Genomic DNA, 16,530 nt, shown 5'->3' on the forward strand with positions numbered 1-16,530 from the left:
CCGCTCAGTACTGACGGGAGGGGAGGGCTTCCTTGGCCTGCTCCTGCGTGAAGGTGGTCTCCTCGGTCACCACGCGGGCGGGAACCTGCTCGCCCTTGACGACCTTGCCGGCCAGGTCCATGAGTTGCGGGCCAAGCAGCGGGCTGCACTCCACGATGTAGTTGATCTTGCCGTCGGCCAGCGCCTGCATGCCGTCCTTCACCGCGTCGATCGTGATGATCTTGATGTCCTTGCCCGGCACCTTGCCCGCGCCCTCGATCGCCTCGATGGCGCCCAGGCCCATGTCGTCGTTGTGGGCGAACAGCACGTCGATCTTCGGGGTGGACTTGAGGAAGGCGTCCATGACCTCCTTGCCCTTGGCCCGGGTGAAGTCGCCGGTCTGCGAGGCCGCGATCTTGAACTTCGAGTCGGCGCCGATGACCTCGGCGAAGCCCGCCTTGCGGTCGTTGGCCGGCGCCGAGCCCGTGGTGCCCTGCAGCTCGACGATGGTCACCGGGTCCTTGGAGTCCTTGTACTCCTCGACCAGCCACTGGCCGGCCTTCTTGCCCTCCTCCACGAAGTCGGAGCCGAGGAAGGTCTTGTACAGGCTGGTGTCCGCCGAGTCCACGGCGCGGTCGGTCAGGATGACCGGGATGTTGGCGTTCTTCGCCTCCTTCAGCACGGTGTCCCAGCCGGACTCCACGACCGGGGAGAAGGCGATGACGTCCACCCGCTGCTGGACGAACGAGCGCAGGGCCTTGATCTGGTTCTGCTGCTTCTGCTGGGCGTCGGAGAACTTGAGCTGGATGCCGGCCTTCTCAGCGGCCTCCTGTACCGACTTGGTGTTGGCGGTACGCCATCCGCTCTCGGCACCGACTTGCGAGAAGCCCATGACGATCTTCTTGTCGGCCGCGGCCCCGCCCGTGACGGCTCCCGTGGAGGGTTCACTGCTCGTCTGTCCGCAAGCCGTCATCGTCAGGGCGAGCGCGCCCGCCAGTATTAACAGTGGTGCTCTCTTCGACACGGGGGGTGTCCTCTCTTGTTAGCGTTAACAGCAAGTAAGGATGGCCATCGCGAGCGTGATCTGCGCGTGGCGATTCGGTCCGCTGATCGGCACTTGATGAAGACTGTGAACGTTAACAACCTGACCGTCAAGCGTCCGGTTTATTACGGTCTGGTTACACCACCGCCGCGTAACGGCCCCTGCGGGCCCCTCCCGGCCGGCCCTTACGGCCGGTACGGAACCTCCAGCGCCAGGCGCGACGCCAGGTGGCCGCAGAGCTCCTCCAGCAGGGCCGTCTCCACCAGCGAGAACGGCGGGCGGGCGCTCGCGCGGACCGCGGTGACCGCGCCGGACGGCTCGTTTCCCGTGCTCAGCGGCACGCACACGACGGACCCCGCCGCCAGGCGGGTCACGATCGACGCGCCCTCGTCGTCATGCCCCAGCAGGCCGGGGTCGTCGACGTGCGCGACCAGGCGCGTCCGGCCGGTGGCCTGGACCTGCCGCGGCAGCTCACCGGGCGTCCGCAGCGAACGCGTCACCGCGGGTGACGCCGGTGCGCGGCCCAGCACGACCTCGCGCCGCCAGCCGCCCTCGTCGTCGACCAGGTCGACGAACAGCCAGTCGGCGAACGCGTCCAGCAACGCCTGCCCCGCCCCCCGCAGGGTCAGTCCGGGCGAGAGCAGGAGCCGGGTGAAGCCGGCCCGCAGCTCGTCGCGTCCGGCCCGCTCGGCGTCGTCCCACGGGCCGTCGAGGGCCGGCCCCGGCTCCGCGTGCTCGCGGACGGGGGCGGCGGTGAGCAGGATGTGCGGCCGGGCGCCGGGCACGTCCAGCCGGGTCAGGACCATCGTGAGGTCCACCGGAGGCCGCCTGCGCCGGACGAGCCGGGTGTGCACCGACCGTGTCCCCTGCCGTACGGCGGCCGCGAACGCCGAGCGCAGGGCGGCGCGGAACCTGAGGTCCACGAAGACCGGGAACGACCGCCCGGTGGCATACGCGTGGGAGATGTCCAGCAGGTCGAGGGCCGCCTGGTTGGCGCGCCTGATGATCGCCTCGTCGCCGGTCACGAGCAGCGCCGGCGCGGGCGACCCGGTGAAGGCGGCGCGCAGGAGGTGCCTCTCCTGGTCGGTGGCGACCCTCTCGGCCACGGCCTGGTCGGCCCAGCCGATGATCTCCTCGTGCTGGACCCGCAGCTCCTCGACGGCGAGGTCCAGCTCCGACAGGACGGCCTCGGCCCACTCCGCGCCCTCCTCACCTCCACCGATGACGGAGCGTGACTCACGAAGATCGTCCAGACGCCGTTGGAATCTGAGGAACTCCTCCTCGAAGGCCTGGACCCCCGAGCGCTCGATCATCGTGCCCTCCCCCTCTCGCCGCCGCAGGGCGGCCCGCGTTGAGGACTGGGCCCCTTCCCCGCGGGTAGCCCGGCATTCGCGCGACGACGCCCGAGTGGAGGACACCTATATGCGAAGGCCACTCCCCCGAATCCCGCAGGACACGCCCACGGGCGCCCTGAGCCTGCTCGCCGACCAGGCGGCCGTCGCGGCCGGCGCCTGCGGGGCCTCGATCTCGGTACGACGGGACGGCGGAGACGTCCTGCTGGTGGCCTCCCATCCCGACGTCGGCGAGCTGGCCGAGGTCGAGGCGGAGCTCGGGGAGGGGCCCGGGCTGGACGTCATGCCGGGCGGCGAGCCCGTGCTGCTGGCCGACACGCTCCGGGAGGAACGCTGGCCCCGCTACTGCCGGGCCGCCCTGCGCCGCGGCGTGCGATCCTGCCTGGCCGCCGCCGGGCAGGTGCCCCGGGCCCGCGCCACGGTGACGGTGTACGGCCTGCGGCCGGGACACCCCGGCGCGTCCGGCGGCCCGCTGGCGGCGGCGTTCGCCGCCCAGGCGGCGATGGTGGTGACGCACCTGGAGGACCGGGAGCGCGGATGGCGTGCCGTCGAGGAGATGCGCGACACCCTGGCCACCCGCTGGCCCATCGAGCAGGCCAAAGGCATGATCATGCAGGCCCTGGGCTGTGACGCCGACGAGGCGTTCGCCGAACTCCGTAAGACCTCGCAGAACGGCCACCTGAAGCTCCGCGACGTCGCCCACCGCCTGATCTCACGAGAAAGCGCGCCGGAAGGTTAGGGGACGGCGACTCGGGTACTGGAGGGGCTCAGCACAACAGCGCGCTGACGTCGTCCCCGGCATGGGATCTTCGATGAGAGCACATCTCAGCGTCAGCATGCGCGCAGGCGTTCCGTCGCCGAGACCCGCCGCCAGGTGGGCGCCGTCACCGAGTCAGGCCGGCGGGCCCGCGCGGCGCCGCCGTGAGCCGGCCCGATACGTGGCGCCTCATGGGCGGGCGTGACCCGCATCGACGTCCCAGGCACGCGGCGCCTGATCCACCCCGGCCCCACGGCTCCGCGGCCCACGCGCCACCGTACGAGTTCAGCGCGCACCCGAGCGTACAAGCCGATTTCCACCCGTAGGAGTGAAGCAGATGACGTTCAACCCTCTGCGTGAGCGAGGCATCCCGCTGGACAAGCAGCTCCGCAACTGGCGCGAGCTCAACGTCACCCCGATCGACCCCGACCACTCCGATCCCTACACGCGGTGCCGCGTCATCGCGATGAACGGGATCGAGGTCGAGGCGATCATGTTCAGCCACCAGCTCGCCCGGCACTGCCCGAACGTGGACATCAAGCGCCAGCTCGCGCAGGTTCGCTACATCGAGGCCCAGCAGCAGAAGGCCGTGAACTGGCTGCTTCCGGGGCTCGCCTCGGTGCTGGAGACCACCATCGCCTACGAGCAGGTCGCCGTCGACCTGACGTCGTGGGTGGCGCGCATGGAGCCCGACCCCTACCTCAAGCAGGCCTACCAGTTCGGCGTGCTGGAGGACTTCGACCACCTGTACCGGTACGCCAACCTGTACGAGCTGATCGAGCACCGCAGGGCCGAGAAGATCGTGGACGGGCTCACCGAGGTCATGCCCGGCCGGCCGACCTACATGCACCACCGCGACCCCTTCGACAACGTGCGCGAGCCGTACGACAAGACCGCCACCGCGCCCATCTCCAAGGGGCACGCGCTCACGATCATGGCGGCCGAGCAGCAGACGATGAACTTCTACATGAACGTCGGCCCCACCTACATGGAGCCGATCGCCCGCCAGCTCTACCAGGAGATCGGGCTGATCGAGGAGGAGCACGTCACCCACTACGAGTCGCTGGTCGACCCGGGTGAGACCTGGTGGGAGATGCTGCTCCACCACGAGTACAACGAGTGCTACCTCTACCACTCGTTCATGGAGACCGAGACCGACCCCAAGGTGAAGGCCGTCTGGGAGCTGCACCTGAACATGGAGCTGGAGCACCTGCGCCTCGCCGCCGACCTGTTCAAGCGGCACGACGGCCGCGAGCCCGAGCAGGTGCTCGCCCCCGAGCTGCCGGCCCCCGTCACGTTCGAGCCGAACAAGGCCTACGTGCGGGAGCTGCTCGCCACCCAGATCGACTTCACCACGATCGGCACCGGCTACGTCCAGGACGCCCACGAGCGGTTCGAGAAGATGCAGGAAGCCGTCATGGGCGGCGAGCCGGCGCCGTCCGAGCAGGTCATCAACGATAACCGTGACAAGGCCGGCCGCGAGTACCGGCTGGAGACCGAAGGACCCCACCCGGTGCAGAGCCTGCGCCTCGACCGCTGAAGGAGAACGAGTGAAAGAGCGACAGCCCGTGCCCGAGCTCATGGACGAGGGAGACGTGGTCGACCTGCTGCTGCGGCAGCACGCCCTGATCAGGGACCTGTTCGACGAGACCGAGCGGGCGGCCCCCGGCGACCGCGCCGAGGCCTTCTCCCGGCTGGTGCGCATGCTCGCCGTGCATGAGACGGCCGAGGAGGAGGTCGTCCATCCCTACGCGCGCCACAAGATCGAGGGCGGCGACGGCGTGGTCGACGAGCGGCTCACCGAGGAGAACGAGGCCAAGCAGCTCCTCATGCAGATGGACAAGAACGGCGCCGACGCGCCCGGCTTCGAGGAGAACCTCGCGCTGCTGCGCGCCGCCGTGATGGCGCACGCCCGCAGCGAGGAGCGCTACGAGTTCCCCCAGCTGCGGGCCGCCACCAGCGTGGCCGAACGCCGGGCCCTGGCTGCGGGGGTGAAGGCGGCCGAGGCCATGGCGCCCACCCACCCGCACCCCGGCACCGAGTCGGCCACCAAGAACCTGCTGGTCGGCACGCCGGTGGCCATCATGGACCGCGCCCGCGACGTGATCCGCCAGGCCATGGGCAAGCAGCCTTCCGGCTGACCGCCGGCGGTCACCACGGCGAGAGGTACCACCGGGCCTCGAAGGCGGCGGCCGCCCGGCCGCCGCCGCGAGAATCCGGATGCGCACGCCGGCCGCGTCCCGGGCACGAGCCCGGGACGCGGAGGACCCGGCCGTCACCTGGGACGCGCTCGGCCGCCGAGGACGACGGCCCTGAGGTCACTCCGGGCGTACGGCGCGCACGTAGTAGAGCAGCGGGGGCAGTTCGCCCTCGTCCCGCAGGTGGAAGCCTGCGCCCGGGATCAGGTCGCCGAGCAGCTCGCGCGGGTTGTGCCGCATGGCGGGGCCGGCCAGGAGGTTGGCGACGAGGACGGCCAGGCGGCCGGTCGGCGGCCGGAACTCGGCGATCAGCAGGCGACCGCCGGGGCGCAGGACGCGGAACATCTCGCGCAGCGCGGTGCCGCGGGCGGCGGCGGGCATGTGGTGGACGGCGAGGCTGGAGACGACCACGTCGAAGGAGGCGTCCGGAAGGTCGAGCGCCTGCCCCTCGCCCACCAGGTAGGAGCAGTTCCCGTACGCCCGCCGACGGGCGTACTCGACCATGGACGGCGAGGGGTCGACGCCGGTCATCCGCCCCTCCGGCCCGAGCACGGGGGACAGGATCCTGCTCAGGTAACCCGTGCCGCACCCGACGTCCAGCACGGCGTTGCCCCGCCGCGCGCCCGAGAGCGTGGCCAGGCGGGTGAAGACCTCCCGCCGACGGCCGCCCAGGCCGACGGCCGCCATCACCTCGTAGGCGCGGGGGTGGTCGATCGTGCCGCCCCCCTCGTCGTGCGAGTGGTCGTGCAGCCCGCCCACCTTCATCGTGACCTCCTTTGCCGAACACACTGTTTGTTTTCCTATGATGTGTTCGTTAACTTGGAGGGGTCAACACCCAGATCCGGCCTGGCGTGCCGTACCGAACAGGAGCGGGGAAGATGTCCGGAAAGGTGGATCGCCGGGTGCGCCGCACCCGCCAGGCGATCCACCGCGCGCTGGTGGAGCTGGTGCTGGAGAAGGGGTACGACGGCGTCACCGTCACCGACATCATCGAGCGCGCCGACGTCGGCCGCTCCACCTTCTACGCGCACTTCACCGGCAAGCAGGAGGTGCTGTTCGGCGACCTCGGCGGGCTCGCCTTCCTCCACCCGGCGCCGAGCACCGACGGCCCGCTCCTCGCGTTCACCCTGCCGGTGTTCGAGCACGTCGCCGACGAGCGCAGCCTGGTGCGGGCACTGCTCGGCCGCCGCGGCGGCGCGGCGATCGTGGCCCGCGGGGAGCAGATGCTGGCCCGCGTCGTCCGCGAGGAGTTCCTCGCCCGGGGCGCCGCCCCGTCCGTCTTTCTCGACCTGACGGTCACCTGCGTGGTCGGAGCCTTCATGGGCCTGCTGCGCGAGTGGGCCGACGGCGACACCACCACGACCCCCGCCGACCTCGACGCCGCCTTCCGCGCCGTGGTGATCCCCGGCGTCGAGGCGGTGCTGGCCCGGCGGTGACACACGGCCCCACCGCACCGACGGCCTCCCCCGGCGGGCCGGGGTCGCGCGGGGCGGCTCTCCGCTCGCCGGGCGTGGCACGGTCGAGCGCGCCCGGCTCAGGCCCCGCGTTCGGCCTACCCCGCCGGCCGCGGGTGAGTGGATCGTGCCGGCGCCCCTGTTCACCCGATGCCGTCGATCGGGATCACGGCTAGGGCCGCCAGGTCCAGTTCTGGCGGACGTACAGGCTCTCGAAGCCCGCTCTGGTCAGGTTGCGCAGGGAGGTGTTGTGCTCGCCGGGGCGTTCGACGCCGGTGTCCGCGCAGAGCCAGCGGCAGCCCGCGGCGGCGGCGGCCTGGATGCGGGCGCGCAGCATCGCGGTCTGGGCGCCGCGGCCGCGGTGGGACGGCAGCGTGGCGGCGCCGACCAGCTGGGCCGCGTCGTGGTGCGTGTACAGGCCGGCCGAGGACACCACGTCGCCGCCGGACCTGGTGACGTAGGCGCGGAAGCCGGGCATCGCGACGGCGGCGGCCGTCATGTCGACCAGGGGGCCCTCCGGCATGCCGAAGCCGCGCATCAGCACCGACGCCCACCGCGCGGCCTCCGGCGCCTCGACACGCTCGGCCTCCGGGCCGCCCTCCGCCTCCGGGACGGGCACGGACAGGTCGCGGGCGAGCTTGACCCACGACGATCCCTCGAAGAGGCCGTACTTCGCGCGGATCTCGTCCCAGTCGGCGGGCAGCACCGAGGGGGCAATCTGGACGACCGCCCCCGGGACGCCCCTGGAGCGGAAGAAATCGCAGACCTCCGCGACCAGATCCGCCGTCACGGGCTCGGTGATCCCGAACCCGAGCGCCTTGTTCCAGTACCCCGTCGGATCGTTGCGCATGGACAGCACCACACCGCCACCCAGCCGCACGCACTCGATGCCCAGGGCCTCGCGCGTCTCGGCGGGCGCGCCCGACTCGAACCGGTACATGGCCTCGGCCTCGACGAGTTCGAGCACCGCCGGCTCGGGGCGGGAACGGGGGCTGGGGCTGGGGCTGGGGTCGATCATGGCGCTGTCCGTTCGGGTGACATCGGGAGACACGGCTCCACCGGTGGGGGACGTCGGCCCGACGTCGGCGGCGGAGTCCGCGCGGTCACGTTACCCGCCCCGCCGAAGGCCCGAAGCACCGGACCACGACGTCACGCGAGGTGAGGCGGCCGGTCACCGGGCCGCGCGCGCCGCGTCCACGGCGGCGGTCGTCGGGTTTCAGGGGCCGAGCACGCGCAGGGTCGCCCACAACGCGGTCGTGGCCGCGAGCAGGGCGGCGGGCACGGTCAGCAGACCGAGGCGGGTGAAGTCGCCCAGGGACGGCTCGTGGCCGTGCCCGCGCAGGACGCGCCGCCACAGGAGGGTGGCGAGCGAGCCGGTGTAGGTGAGGTTGGGGCCGATGTTCACGCCGATCAGCGCGGCCAGCACCGGCCCGGTGCCGGCCGGGCCGAGGACGGGGAGCAGCGCCAGGATCGCGGGCAGGTTGTTGATCGCGTTCGCCAGCACGGCGGCGAGGGCGGCGACCGCCAGCAGGCTGAGCAGGCTTCCGTCCCCCGGCAGCACGCGGGTGAGGGCGGCGCCCATGCCGTTGTCCACGACCGCCTTGACGATGACTCCCAGCGCCAGCACGAACAGGCAGAAGAGAGGGTCGGCCGCGCCGCCCAACCCGAGAAGAGTGGTCTCCCGGCGATACAGGGCACGCCCGCCGAGCACCACGGTTCCCGCCAGCGCCGCCCAGGCCGGCTCGAATCCCGCCAACGAGGTGACGGCCAGAGCCACCAGCGTGACCGCGAGCACCACCAGCGGAAACACCGGCACCCGCACCGGCGGCACCCCCGCCCCGCCACCGCCACCCGGCGGCCGGGTGGTTCCGTCCCTCGTCCGCCGAGAAGCGCGAGCCCCCCACGCCGCACCCGAAGACGGGGAACGCGGACCGGAGACGGCGGACGACGGCCCGCCCGAGGACGGGGAGCGCGGACCGAAGAGCCCGGACGACGGCCCGCCCGAAGACGGGGAGCGCGGACCGGAGACGGCGGGCGGCTCGCCCGAAGACGGAGAGCGCGGACCGGAGACCGCGGGCGGCTCGCCCGAAGACGGGGACGGCGGATCGCCGCCGGCGGGCGCGGGCGAGGGTGCGGGGCCGATGGCGCGGTCGGCGGCGAAGAAGCGGCGGAAGACGGCGTACTCGACGCCGATGGCGACCAGCCAGGCGGGTGACATGAGCGCGGCGAAGCGGGTGAAGGTGAGCCCGGTCGCCGTGAAGGCGAGCAGGTTGGTGAGGTTGGACACCGGCAGGAGCAGCGAGGCCGAGTTGGCCAGGTGCGCGGTCGCGTAGACGTGCGGGCGGGGGCGGACGCCCAGGCGGGCGGCGGTGGCCAGCACCACCGGGGTCAGCAGGACGACGGTGGCGTCCAGGCTGAGCACCGCCGTGGTGAGCGCGGCGACCGCGAACACCCCCGCGAGCAGCCGGTCCGGGCCGTCCGCGTACCTCCGCGCCAGGACGTCGCCCATCGCGGCGAACAGCCCTTCGTCCGCGCAGAGCCGCGCCAGCACCAGCACCACGGCCAGAAAGGCGACCACCGGCAGCAGCGCCCGCATCTCGGCCCAGGCGTTCGCGGGCGGCACCGCGCCCAGGAGCATCAGCAGACCGGCGGCGGGCACCGCCGCCACCGCCTCGGGCCACCCCCGCGGTCGCGCCACGGCGAACGCCAGCACCGCGACCAGCAACACGACCGACACGGCCTCGGCGACGGCGACGCTCACCGAGCCTCCTCGTTCATGTGCGACGGCACCCCACAACATGCTCCACCCAGGCCGCCCCCTTCCCCACCACCCACCCCGGCGTGGCGAACCCCCCGGCCGTCGGAGACGGCAGCCCACCTACACCTCGAAGCCCCCCAGGCCCGTTCCGCCGCCGGGCACAGGAGACGGGGCCACCGCAACATGGCGCCTACGGCGCAGCCTCATCCAGGGCGACTCTCACTGCGCCCCACCCCGCCGTTGCGCCGGCAACCGCCCGGACTCCGCCCCCAGTCGGGCTTTGACCACGATGACGAAGTCTTACGGCGGCTGAGGCGGATGCTCGCGCGACGGCGGGGCGGGGCCTGATCAGGGTCGCCCTTGAGAAAGGCCGCGCCGAAGGCACCGTTTCGGGGACGGCGGGCGACTGCTCGCGGACGGGTTCTCAACCATCCACAGCCGGACGCGCGTGAGGCGTAGTACCAACGGGGACGTGCCCCTTCCCCTGGGCGCCACGTCGGCGGGATGTTCGTACGGCGAAACGGCGCCTCTGTAGGACGCGCGACCGGGCGCTGCCCACACCCCGGCTTTGCCCCAACCATCCACGCGCCGTTACCGCAACCACACCACACACCCGCACCGGGCCCCCACCCCTCCCACCGGCGTGCCCTCCCCCCGGCGCCGCGTCGGTGGGACGTCGTACGGCGAAAGCGGCGCCGCCGTACGACGCGCGACCCGGCGCGCGTTCGCCGGTGACGCATGGTGCCTTAGGTCGGCGGGAGTCATCGGAGCATTGACGTTCCGGTCGGCAGATGGCGACAATTGGCGCGGATCAGGTCACCTCACACCGGTCGGCACACCGGTGAGGGGTGGCGGAAGCTTTCACTACGACGTGGTCGGCGCACGCGTACTTCACCCCGGAAGGATCGACGCTGCGCTTGTTCCGACGCACACGGCCCTGCGCGCCACCGCCCGTATCCGGCCTCTCCGCGCCGCCGTCTCCGCCCGCGAGCATGACTCTGCCGTCTCCGCCCCAGGCTGGGACGCCGCAGCCCCCGCCGGTGGCCGGCACTTCGCCCTCCGGGGCCAGGGGCAGGACTTCGCCGTCCCGGGCCGGGGCCGGGATCTCGCCGTCACGGGCCGAGGTCAGGACTTCGGCGTTCCGGGGCGGGGCCGGCACTTCGGTGTCCCGGGCCGGGGTTGGGACTTCGGCGTCGCGGGCTGCGGGCAGGGTGCGGTGGTTCGCGCGGGTGGTGCTGGCCGCCGTGCTCGCGGGTGGGGCGGTGGCCGTCGTCGCGGCGCCCGCGGCGGCGCACGGGCAGCTCGCGCTGTCGACGCCGGCCAAGGACAGCACGGTGTCCGAGCCGCTGGAGGCGGTGGAGCTCTACTTCACCGAGCAGCCCACGGCCAACGCGTACTTCACGATCCTCACGCCGCGTGGTGCGCGCGTCGACCGGAAGTGGTCGTACGGCGAGGAGAAGCGCCTGGACAAGCCGGTCCGCGAGGACTTCCTCGTGAACGGCGTCTGGGAGCCGCGGCTCTACCACATCGGCTACTCGGTGAAGGTCCCCGTGGCCCACTGGCCCGAGAAGGGCGTGTACGCGGCGACGTACCTGACGGTCGCCTCGGACGGCGAGCGCGTCAAGGGAGAGGTGCGCTTCACCTACTCGGGCCCGACGTCGAAGGCGCCCAAGGGCTGGAAGACGCCCACCGACCAGCCCGACCCCGCCCTGCTCGCCGCAGCGAACGGCCACGCGAGCGGCGCCGCGACCCCGCAGCCCGGCGCCCCGGCACAGGGCCCCACGATGCAGGGAGACACGGGCCCCGTGGTCGGCACGCCGAACCCCGTGAGCACCGGCGCCTCGGCGGAGGACTCCGGCACCGGCCTCATGGTGTGGCTGCTGCCCGTGCTCCTCGTCGCCGGAGCGGGCCTCATGGTGGCCCGCGCGGCACGACGACCACCGGCCGCCGGGGGAGCGACCGCCCGGGCCCCCGCCGGCCCGCGGCCCAGGACGCCGAAGGCGGGACGCCCGACCCCGAAGGCGACGCGCGGAGCACCGGCCAAGGCACGGCGCGAGACCCCCGGCAAGCCGCCGCGCACCAACCCCGGCAAACGCCGGTGACCACCGCGCCTCACCATCGCGGTCACCGGAGGAGACCCCCGCCGAAGGCCGTGCACGTCGCACCAGGCGGTCCGCGCGCCGAGCCGGGCGGGCGCCGGTGACCCGTCGCTCCGCTCATCCATCTCGTCCCAGGAGAACATCCATGTCGCTCGTCCTCGCCCGCCTCCGCCCGCTGGCGGCCGTTCTCGCGCTCGGCGCGGTCCTGCTGGCCGCGGTGGCCTGCGGGTCCTCGGACGCGGACGCTCCGGCCGCCACGGGGGTAAAGGAGGTCGCCGTGACCATCGCCGGGCGGCAGGTCACGCCGCCGCCGGGGCGGGTCGAGGTGGCCAAGGGCCAGACGGTGCGCATCACGGTGACCAGCGACGTCGCCGACGAGGCGCACGTGCACGGCTACGACAAGTCGGCGCACCTGCAGCCGGGCACCCCCGGGACCGTGGAGTTCGTCGCCGACCAGAGCGGGCTGTTCGAGGTCGAGACGCACGGCGCCAAACTGCAGCTGTTCCAGCTCATGGTCCGCTAGGCGGCGCGCGGTGCTGCTGGCACATGGCGTCGGCGGGCGCCAGGACCTGCCGATCCCCTTCGAGGCCGCGCTGACGGGGGCGATCCTCGCGCTGCTGGTGTCGTTCGCGGCGCTCGGCGCGCTGTGGACCGAACCGAGGCTGGGCGCGTCCATCCGGTACAGCCGCCCGCTGTCGGCCGTGTTCCAGCAGGTGGCGTCGGCTCCGGCCTGGCAGTGGGTCTGGCGGGTCGCCGGCCTCCTGGCCGCCGCCTATTTCTGCCTGGGCCTGCTCTTCGGCCCCGACCGGGCCGAGAACCCCACGGCGGGCGTGGTGTACGTCCTGTTCTGGGTGGGACTGATCCCGCTGTCGCTGCTGTTCGGGCCGGTGTGGCGGCACGTCAACCCGCTGCGGACCCTGCACCTGCTGGCCTGCATGGCCGTGCGGCGCGACCCCGCCGCGGGGCCGCGCCCGCTGCCGGAAGGGCTGGGCTACCGCCCCGCCGCGATCGGCCTGTTCGCGTTCGTGTGGCTGGAGCTGGTCGCCCCGGAGCGGGTGACGCTGCCGGTGATCGGAACCTGGCTGGCGCTGTACGCCGTGGCCATGCTCGCGGGAGCGGCGCTCTACGGGTCGCACTGGTTCGACCGGGGTGACGCGTTCGAGGTGTACAGCGACCTCATCGGCAGGCTGGCGCCGGTGACACGGCGTCCCGACGGCGCGGTGGCCTGGCGCAACTCGCTCGACGGCATGGCCGGCCTGCGTCCGGCGCCGGGGCTGACGATCCTGGTGGTGGTGCTGCTGGGCTCCACCATGTACGACAGCGTGTCCAACGCGCCGTTCTGGGTGCGTTTCGTGCAGGAGAGCGCGCTGCCCGCGCCGGTGACCGGGACGGCCGGCCTGCTCGCCGTCATCGGCCTGGTGCTCGCGGCCTACCTCGGGGCCACCGCGCTGGCCGGCCGGCTGGGAACGGCGCCCCCGGGGAAGACGGCGGGCGAGCTGGCCCACGCGATCGTGCCGATCGCGGTGGGCTACCTGGTCGCGCACTACTTCACGCTGCTGCTGCTGGAGGGGCAGCACACGCTCGCCCTGCTGTCGGACCCGCTGGGCACCGGCGCCGACTGGCTCGGCACCGCCGGCTGGAGCATCGGCACGGCCGGCACGACGCCCGCGAGCGTCGCGATGCTGCAGGTGACCGTCATCGTCATCGGCCACGTGCTGGGCACGGTGCTCGCCCACGACCGCGCGCTGGTGCTGTTCCCCAGGCGCACGGCGGTCGTGGGGCAGATCCCGCTGCTCGTGCTGATGGTCCTCTACACCGTCGCGGGACTGCTCCTCCTGTTCGCCGCCTGAGCCGGACGGGCCGCGCGCCTCGCCGTCGCCCGGGCCGGCGCGCCCGCGTCGCGCCGGAGGGCCGTTAGAGCACCGTGTTCAGACATTCAGGTGGGACGGCCCACGTCTTCCGGCGGCGGTCATGACCCGTTTCCGCTTTGTTCATTTTTCACGGTTTGTATTCAGGTGCATCAACTACGCACCTCACTCTTCAGAAGGACACATACCGTGACCAGTGGACAGCGCCGCCTGAGCGCGGTGGCGACGGCCGCCCTCGTCGTTTCCCTCGCGGCGGCCTGTGGTGGCACCAACACCACCCCGCCGGCCGGCGGCGACAGCACCTCGGCGGCCAGCGAAGGCGGGACCGCGGAGCTGAGCGGACAGGTCAAGGCCGACGGCTCCAGCACGGTCGCCCCCCTGACCAGCGCGGCCGCCGAGTTCTTCGCCGAGACCCAGCCGAAGATCAACGTGACCGTCGGCACCTCCGGCACCGGCGGCGGCTTCGAGAAGTTCTGCAACGGCGAGACCGACATCTCCGACGCCTCCCGTCCGATCAAGGACGAGGAGAAGGCGGCGTGCGACGCCAAGAGCATCGCCTTCAGCGAGCTCACCGTCGCGACCGACGCCCTCACCGTCGTGGTCAACAAGGAGAACACCTGGGCGACCTGCCTCACCACCGAGCAGCTCAAGAAGATGTGGGAGCCGGCGGCCGAGGGCAAGATCACCAACTGGAACCAGGTCGACGCCAAGTTCCCGGACGAGCCGCTGAAGCTGTTCGGCGCGGGCACCGACTCGGGCACGTTCGACTACTTCACCGACGAGATCAACGGCGAGGAGGGCGCGAGCCGCAAGGACTACAGCCCGAGCGAGGACGACAACGTCACCGTGCAGGGTGTGTCCGGCTCCAAGGGCGGCGTGGGCTACTTCGGCTTCACCTACTTCGAGGAGAACGCCGACAAGCTGAAGGCCGTCGAGATCGACTCCGGCGACGGTTGCGTCGCTCCCAGCGTGGAGGCCGCGCAGGCCGGCAAGTACACCCCGCTGTCCCGGCCGCTGTTCATCTACCCCTCGGTCGCCGCGGTGAAGAGGCCTGAGGTCGCCGCCTTCCTCCAGTACTACGTCGACAACGCCCACAAGATCGTCACCGACGCCAAGTTCATCCCGCTCAACGCCGAGCAGGAGTCCAAGCTGAAGTCCGACTTCGCCGCCCTGAAGACCCAGGCCGGCTGATGACCGTCCAGGACCGACCGACCGCGCCGGGGGCCTCCCAGTCCCTGGCGCGGTCGCGCCCGCGTTACGGCGAGCGGGTCATCAAGGTGATCCTCCTGGTCGCCGCACTGGTGTCGGTCGCGACCACGGTCGGCATCATCATCTCCCTGCTCGGCCCGACGATCGGCTTCTTCGGGGACGTCGGCTTCGGCCGGTTCTTCGGCGGCACGAGCTGGGGGCCGCTGTTCGAGCCGCCGAGCTACGGCGTGTGGCCCCTGGTCAGCGCGACCCTCATCACGACCGGCATCGCCATCCTCGTGGCCGTGCCGCTCGGCCTGATGGCCGCCATCTACCTGTCGGAGTACGCCAGGCCCCGCGTCCGCAAGCTCTTCAAGCCGGTGCTGGAGGTCCTGGCGGGCGTCCCGACGGTGGTCTTCGGCTTCTTCGCGCTCAGCTTCATCACCCCGCTCCTGCGGAACGTGCTGCCGTTCGAGGTGGAGATCTTCAACGCGCTGAGCGCGGGCCTCACCGTCGGCTTCATGATCATCCCGATCGTCGCCTCGCTGTCGGAGGACGCGATGAGCGCCGTGCCCAACGGCCTGCGCGAGGGCTCCTTCGCGCTGGGCGCGTCCCGGATGATCACCTCGTTGCGCGTGGTGGTGCCCGCGGCGTTCTCCGGCATCGTGGCGGCCGTCATCCTGGCGATCTCGCGCGGCGCCGGCGAGACGATGATCGTCTACATCGCCGGCGGCGGTCAGCCCAACTTCACCTTCGACGTGACCGTCGCGATGCAGACGATGGCCGCGTTCATCGCCGCGGCGGGCTCGGGAGACGTGCCGGTGGGCACCGTCGACTACAACACCATCTTCGCGGTCGGCTCACTGCTGTTCCTGATGACCTTCGCCATGAACTTCGTCAGCGCCCGCCTGGTGCGGAAATATCGTGAGGTGTACGAGTAAATGGCTGTTCTCACGACGCCGCGCTCCAACGTCGAACTGGCGAGCAAGGGCCGACCGGTCAAGGAGACCGCGTTCCGGCTCGCGCTGCTCGCCAGCCTCGCCATCGCGCTGATCTTCCTGGTCGCCCTGCTCGCCTACGTGTTCATCGAGGGTTCACCCCGACTCGACTCCCGCCTCTGGTCGAACATGCCGTCGATCCGCGACCCCGAGATCGCCGGCGCCCAGTCGGCCATCACCGGGACGCTCTGGGTGATCTCCCTGACGGCCCTGTTCACCATCCCCACGGGCATCGCGGCGGCCATCTACCTGGAGGAGTACGCGAACACCTCCAAGTGGTACAACCGCGTCATCGAGCTGAACATCCAGAACCTGGCCGCGATCCCCTCGATCGTCTACGGAATCCTGGGCCTGGGCATCATCGCCCGCACCTTCGGCCTCGGCTTCAGCGTCATCACGGCGTCCCTCACGCTCGGGCTGCTGGTGCTGCCCATCGTCATCATCGCCGCGCGCGAGGCGATCCGCTCGGTCCCCCCGTCGATCAGGGAAGGCTCGCTGGCCCTGGGCGCCACCCAGTGGCAGACGATCTCACGGCAGGTGCTGCCCGCCTCGATCCCCGGCATCGCCACCGGCTCGATCCTGGCGCTGTCGCGCGCGATCGGCGAGGCGGCCCCGCTGCTCATGCTGGGCGCGGTGTCGTTCATCCGGTTCAACCCCGACGGCGTCTTCGCCAGCTACACCGTCCTGCCCATCCAGATCTTCAACTGGATCGCCCAGTCCCGCGAGGGATTCCACATCCTCGCCTCGGCGGCGATCGTCATCCTGCTGGCCATCCTGCTGCTGATGAACTCCGTGGCGATCTGGCTGCGCAACCGCTACCAGAGGCGCTGGTGAAGG

At 71.9% G+C, this 16,530-nt stretch carries 15 protein-coding genes; 10 read left to right on the plus strand and 5 right to left on the minus strand.

Going from position 1 to position 16,530, the window contains the following annotated elements:
* Positions 1–4 precede the first annotated feature (4 nt).
* Both PYR91_RS08265 and PYR91_RS08270 read right to left on the minus strand, forming a co-directional pair.
* Positions 5–871 carry an ABC transporter substrate-binding protein gene (locus PYR91_RS08265; protein WP_279778678.1) on the minus strand — a complete coding sequence of 289 codons (867 nt, stop codon included), beginning with the start codon at positions 869–871 and terminating at the stop codon, positions 5–7.
* 335 nt (positions 872–1,206) lie between these two features.
* A complete protein-coding gene (locus tag PYR91_RS08270; RefSeq protein WP_279778679.1) occupies positions 1,207–2,334 on the minus strand; it encodes a GAF domain-containing protein in 1,128 nt (375 codons plus the stop codon).
* Positions 2,335–2,443: 109 nt separating this feature from the next.
* On the opposite strand from PYR91_RS08270, the gene PYR91_RS08275 reads away from it, so the two are divergent.
* From PYR91_RS08275 to PYR91_RS08285, 3 genes are all read left to right on the plus strand, one after another.
* Positions 2,444–3,112 (plus strand): ANTAR domain-containing protein, encoded by a 669-nt coding sequence (locus PYR91_RS08275; RefSeq protein ID WP_279778681.1) that lies wholly within the window; start codon positions 2,444–2,446, stop codon positions 3,110–3,112.
* A gap of 355 nt (positions 3,113–3,467) precedes the next feature.
* Positions 3,468–4,670: a hypothetical protein gene (locus tag PYR91_RS08280; protein WP_279778682.1), complete on the plus strand. Its 1,203-nt coding sequence runs from the start codon at positions 3,468–3,470 to the stop codon at positions 4,668–4,670.
* 10 nt (positions 4,671–4,680) lie between these two features.
* On the plus strand, positions 4,681–5,271 hold the full coding sequence (locus PYR91_RS08285) for a hemerythrin domain-containing protein (RefSeq protein WP_279778684.1): 591 nt from the start codon (positions 4,681–4,683) through the stop codon (positions 5,269–5,271).
* Positions 5,272–5,448: 177 nt separating this feature from the next.
* Here the strand turns inward: PYR91_RS08285 and PYR91_RS08290 are convergent, their stop codons facing one another.
* Positions 5,449–6,093 (minus strand): class I SAM-dependent methyltransferase, encoded by a 645-nt coding sequence (locus PYR91_RS08290; RefSeq protein ID WP_279778685.1) that lies wholly within the window; start codon positions 6,091–6,093, stop codon positions 5,449–5,451.
* Positions 6,094–6,206: 113 nt separating this feature from the next.
* Between PYR91_RS08290 and PYR91_RS08295 the strand changes: the two genes are divergently transcribed.
* Positions 6,207–6,764: a TetR/AcrR family transcriptional regulator gene (locus PYR91_RS08295; RefSeq protein ID WP_279778686.1), complete on the plus strand. Its 558-nt coding sequence runs from the start codon at positions 6,207–6,209 to the stop codon at positions 6,762–6,764.
* Between the two features lie 190 nt (positions 6,765–6,954).
* Here PYR91_RS08295 and PYR91_RS08300 read toward each other — a convergent pair whose 3' ends face one another.
* Together PYR91_RS08300 and PYR91_RS08305 are read right to left on the minus strand one after the other, a co-directional pair.
* On the minus strand, positions 6,955–7,800 hold the full coding sequence (locus PYR91_RS08300) for a GNAT family N-acetyltransferase (RefSeq protein ID WP_279778688.1): 846 nt from the start codon (positions 7,798–7,800) through the stop codon (positions 6,955–6,957).
* Positions 7,801–7,998: 198 nt separating this feature from the next.
* Entirely contained in the window at positions 7,999–9,543 is a 1,545-nt protein-coding gene (locus PYR91_RS08305; RefSeq protein ID WP_279778690.1) for an SLC13 family permease, read from the minus strand.
* A gap of 1,208 nt (positions 9,544–10,751) precedes the next feature.
* Between PYR91_RS08305 and PYR91_RS08310 the strand changes: the two genes are divergently transcribed.
* The 6 genes from PYR91_RS08310 (at position 10,752) to pstA (ending at position 16,527) form a co-directional block, all read left to right on the plus strand.
* Positions 10,752–11,642, plus strand: coding sequence for a copper resistance protein CopC (locus tag PYR91_RS08310; protein WP_279778691.1), 891 nt, complete (start codon positions 10,752–10,754; stop codon positions 11,640–11,642).
* 142 nt (positions 11,643–11,784) lie between these two features.
* Positions 11,785–12,162 carry a hypothetical protein gene (locus tag PYR91_RS08315; RefSeq protein WP_279778692.1) on the plus strand — a complete coding sequence of 126 codons (378 nt, stop codon included), beginning with the start codon at positions 11,785–11,787 and terminating at the stop codon, positions 12,160–12,162.
* A 10-nt stretch (positions 12,163–12,172) separates the two neighbouring features.
* The gene (locus tag PYR91_RS08320; RefSeq protein ID WP_279778693.1) at positions 12,173–13,489 is read left to right on the plus strand and encodes a hypothetical protein; all 1,317 of its coding nucleotides are present in this window, start codon (positions 12,173–12,175) and stop codon (positions 13,487–13,489) included.
* Between the two features lie 207 nt (positions 13,490–13,696).
* The gene (locus PYR91_RS08325) at positions 13,697–14,698 is read left to right on the plus strand and encodes a PstS family phosphate ABC transporter substrate-binding protein (RefSeq protein ID WP_279778694.1); all 1,002 of its coding nucleotides are present in this window, start codon (positions 13,697–13,699) and stop codon (positions 14,696–14,698) included.
* A complete protein-coding gene (pstC, locus tag PYR91_RS08330) occupies positions 14,698–15,636 on the plus strand; it encodes a phosphate ABC transporter permease subunit PstC (protein ID WP_279778695.1) in 939 nt (312 codons plus the stop codon). The genes PYR91_RS08325 and pstC overlap by 1 nt, the downstream gene beginning before the upstream one ends.
* Positions 15,637–16,527, plus strand: a complete 891-nt coding sequence (gene pstA, locus PYR91_RS08335; protein WP_279778696.1) for a phosphate ABC transporter permease PstA — start codon at positions 15,637–15,639, stop codon at positions 16,525–16,527.
* The last annotated feature ends 3 nt before the right edge of the window (positions 16,528–16,530 follow it).

This window comes from Sphaerisporangium sp. TRM90804, from assembly GCF_029846175.1.
Taxonomy (GTDB): Bacteria; Actinomycetota; Actinomycetes; order Streptosporangiales; family Streptosporangiaceae; genus Sphaerisporangium.

Coding starts and splice junctions, on each gene's coding strand:
- PYR91_RS08290 (WP_279778685.1), bottom strand. CDS start 6,093: ATGAAGGTGGGCGGGCTGCACGACCACTCGCACGACGAGGGGGGCGGC.
- PYR91_RS08270 (WP_279778679.1), bottom strand. CDS start 2,334: ATGATCGAGCGCTCGGGGGTCCAGGCCTTCGAGGAGGAGTTCCTCAGA.
- PYR91_RS08265 (WP_279778678.1), bottom strand. CDS start 871: ATGGGCTTCTCGCAAGTCGGTGCCGAGAGCGGATGGCGTACCGCCAAC.
- PYR91_RS08315 (WP_279778692.1), top strand. CDS start 11,785: ATGTCGCTCGTCCTCGCCCGCCTCCGCCCGCTGGCGGCCGTTCTCGCG.
- PYR91_RS08300 (WP_279778688.1), bottom strand. CDS start 7,800: ATGATCGACCCCAGCCCCAGCCCCAGCCCCCGTTCCCGCCCCGAGCCG.
- pstA (WP_279778696.1), top strand. CDS start 15,637: ATGGCTGTTCTCACGACGCCGCGCTCCAACGTCGAACTGGCGAGCAAG.
- PYR91_RS08275 (WP_279778681.1), top strand. CDS start 2,444: ATGCGAAGGCCACTCCCCCGAATCCCGCAGGACACGCCCACGGGCGCC.
- PYR91_RS08280 (WP_279778682.1), top strand. CDS start 3,468: ATGACGTTCAACCCTCTGCGTGAGCGAGGCATCCCGCTGGACAAGCAG.
- PYR91_RS08295 (WP_279778686.1), top strand. CDS start 6,207: ATGTCCGGAAAGGTGGATCGCCGGGTGCGCCGCACCCGCCAGGCGATC.
- pstC (WP_279778695.1), top strand. CDS start 14,698: ATGACCGTCCAGGACCGACCGACCGCGCCGGGGGCCTCCCAGTCCCTG.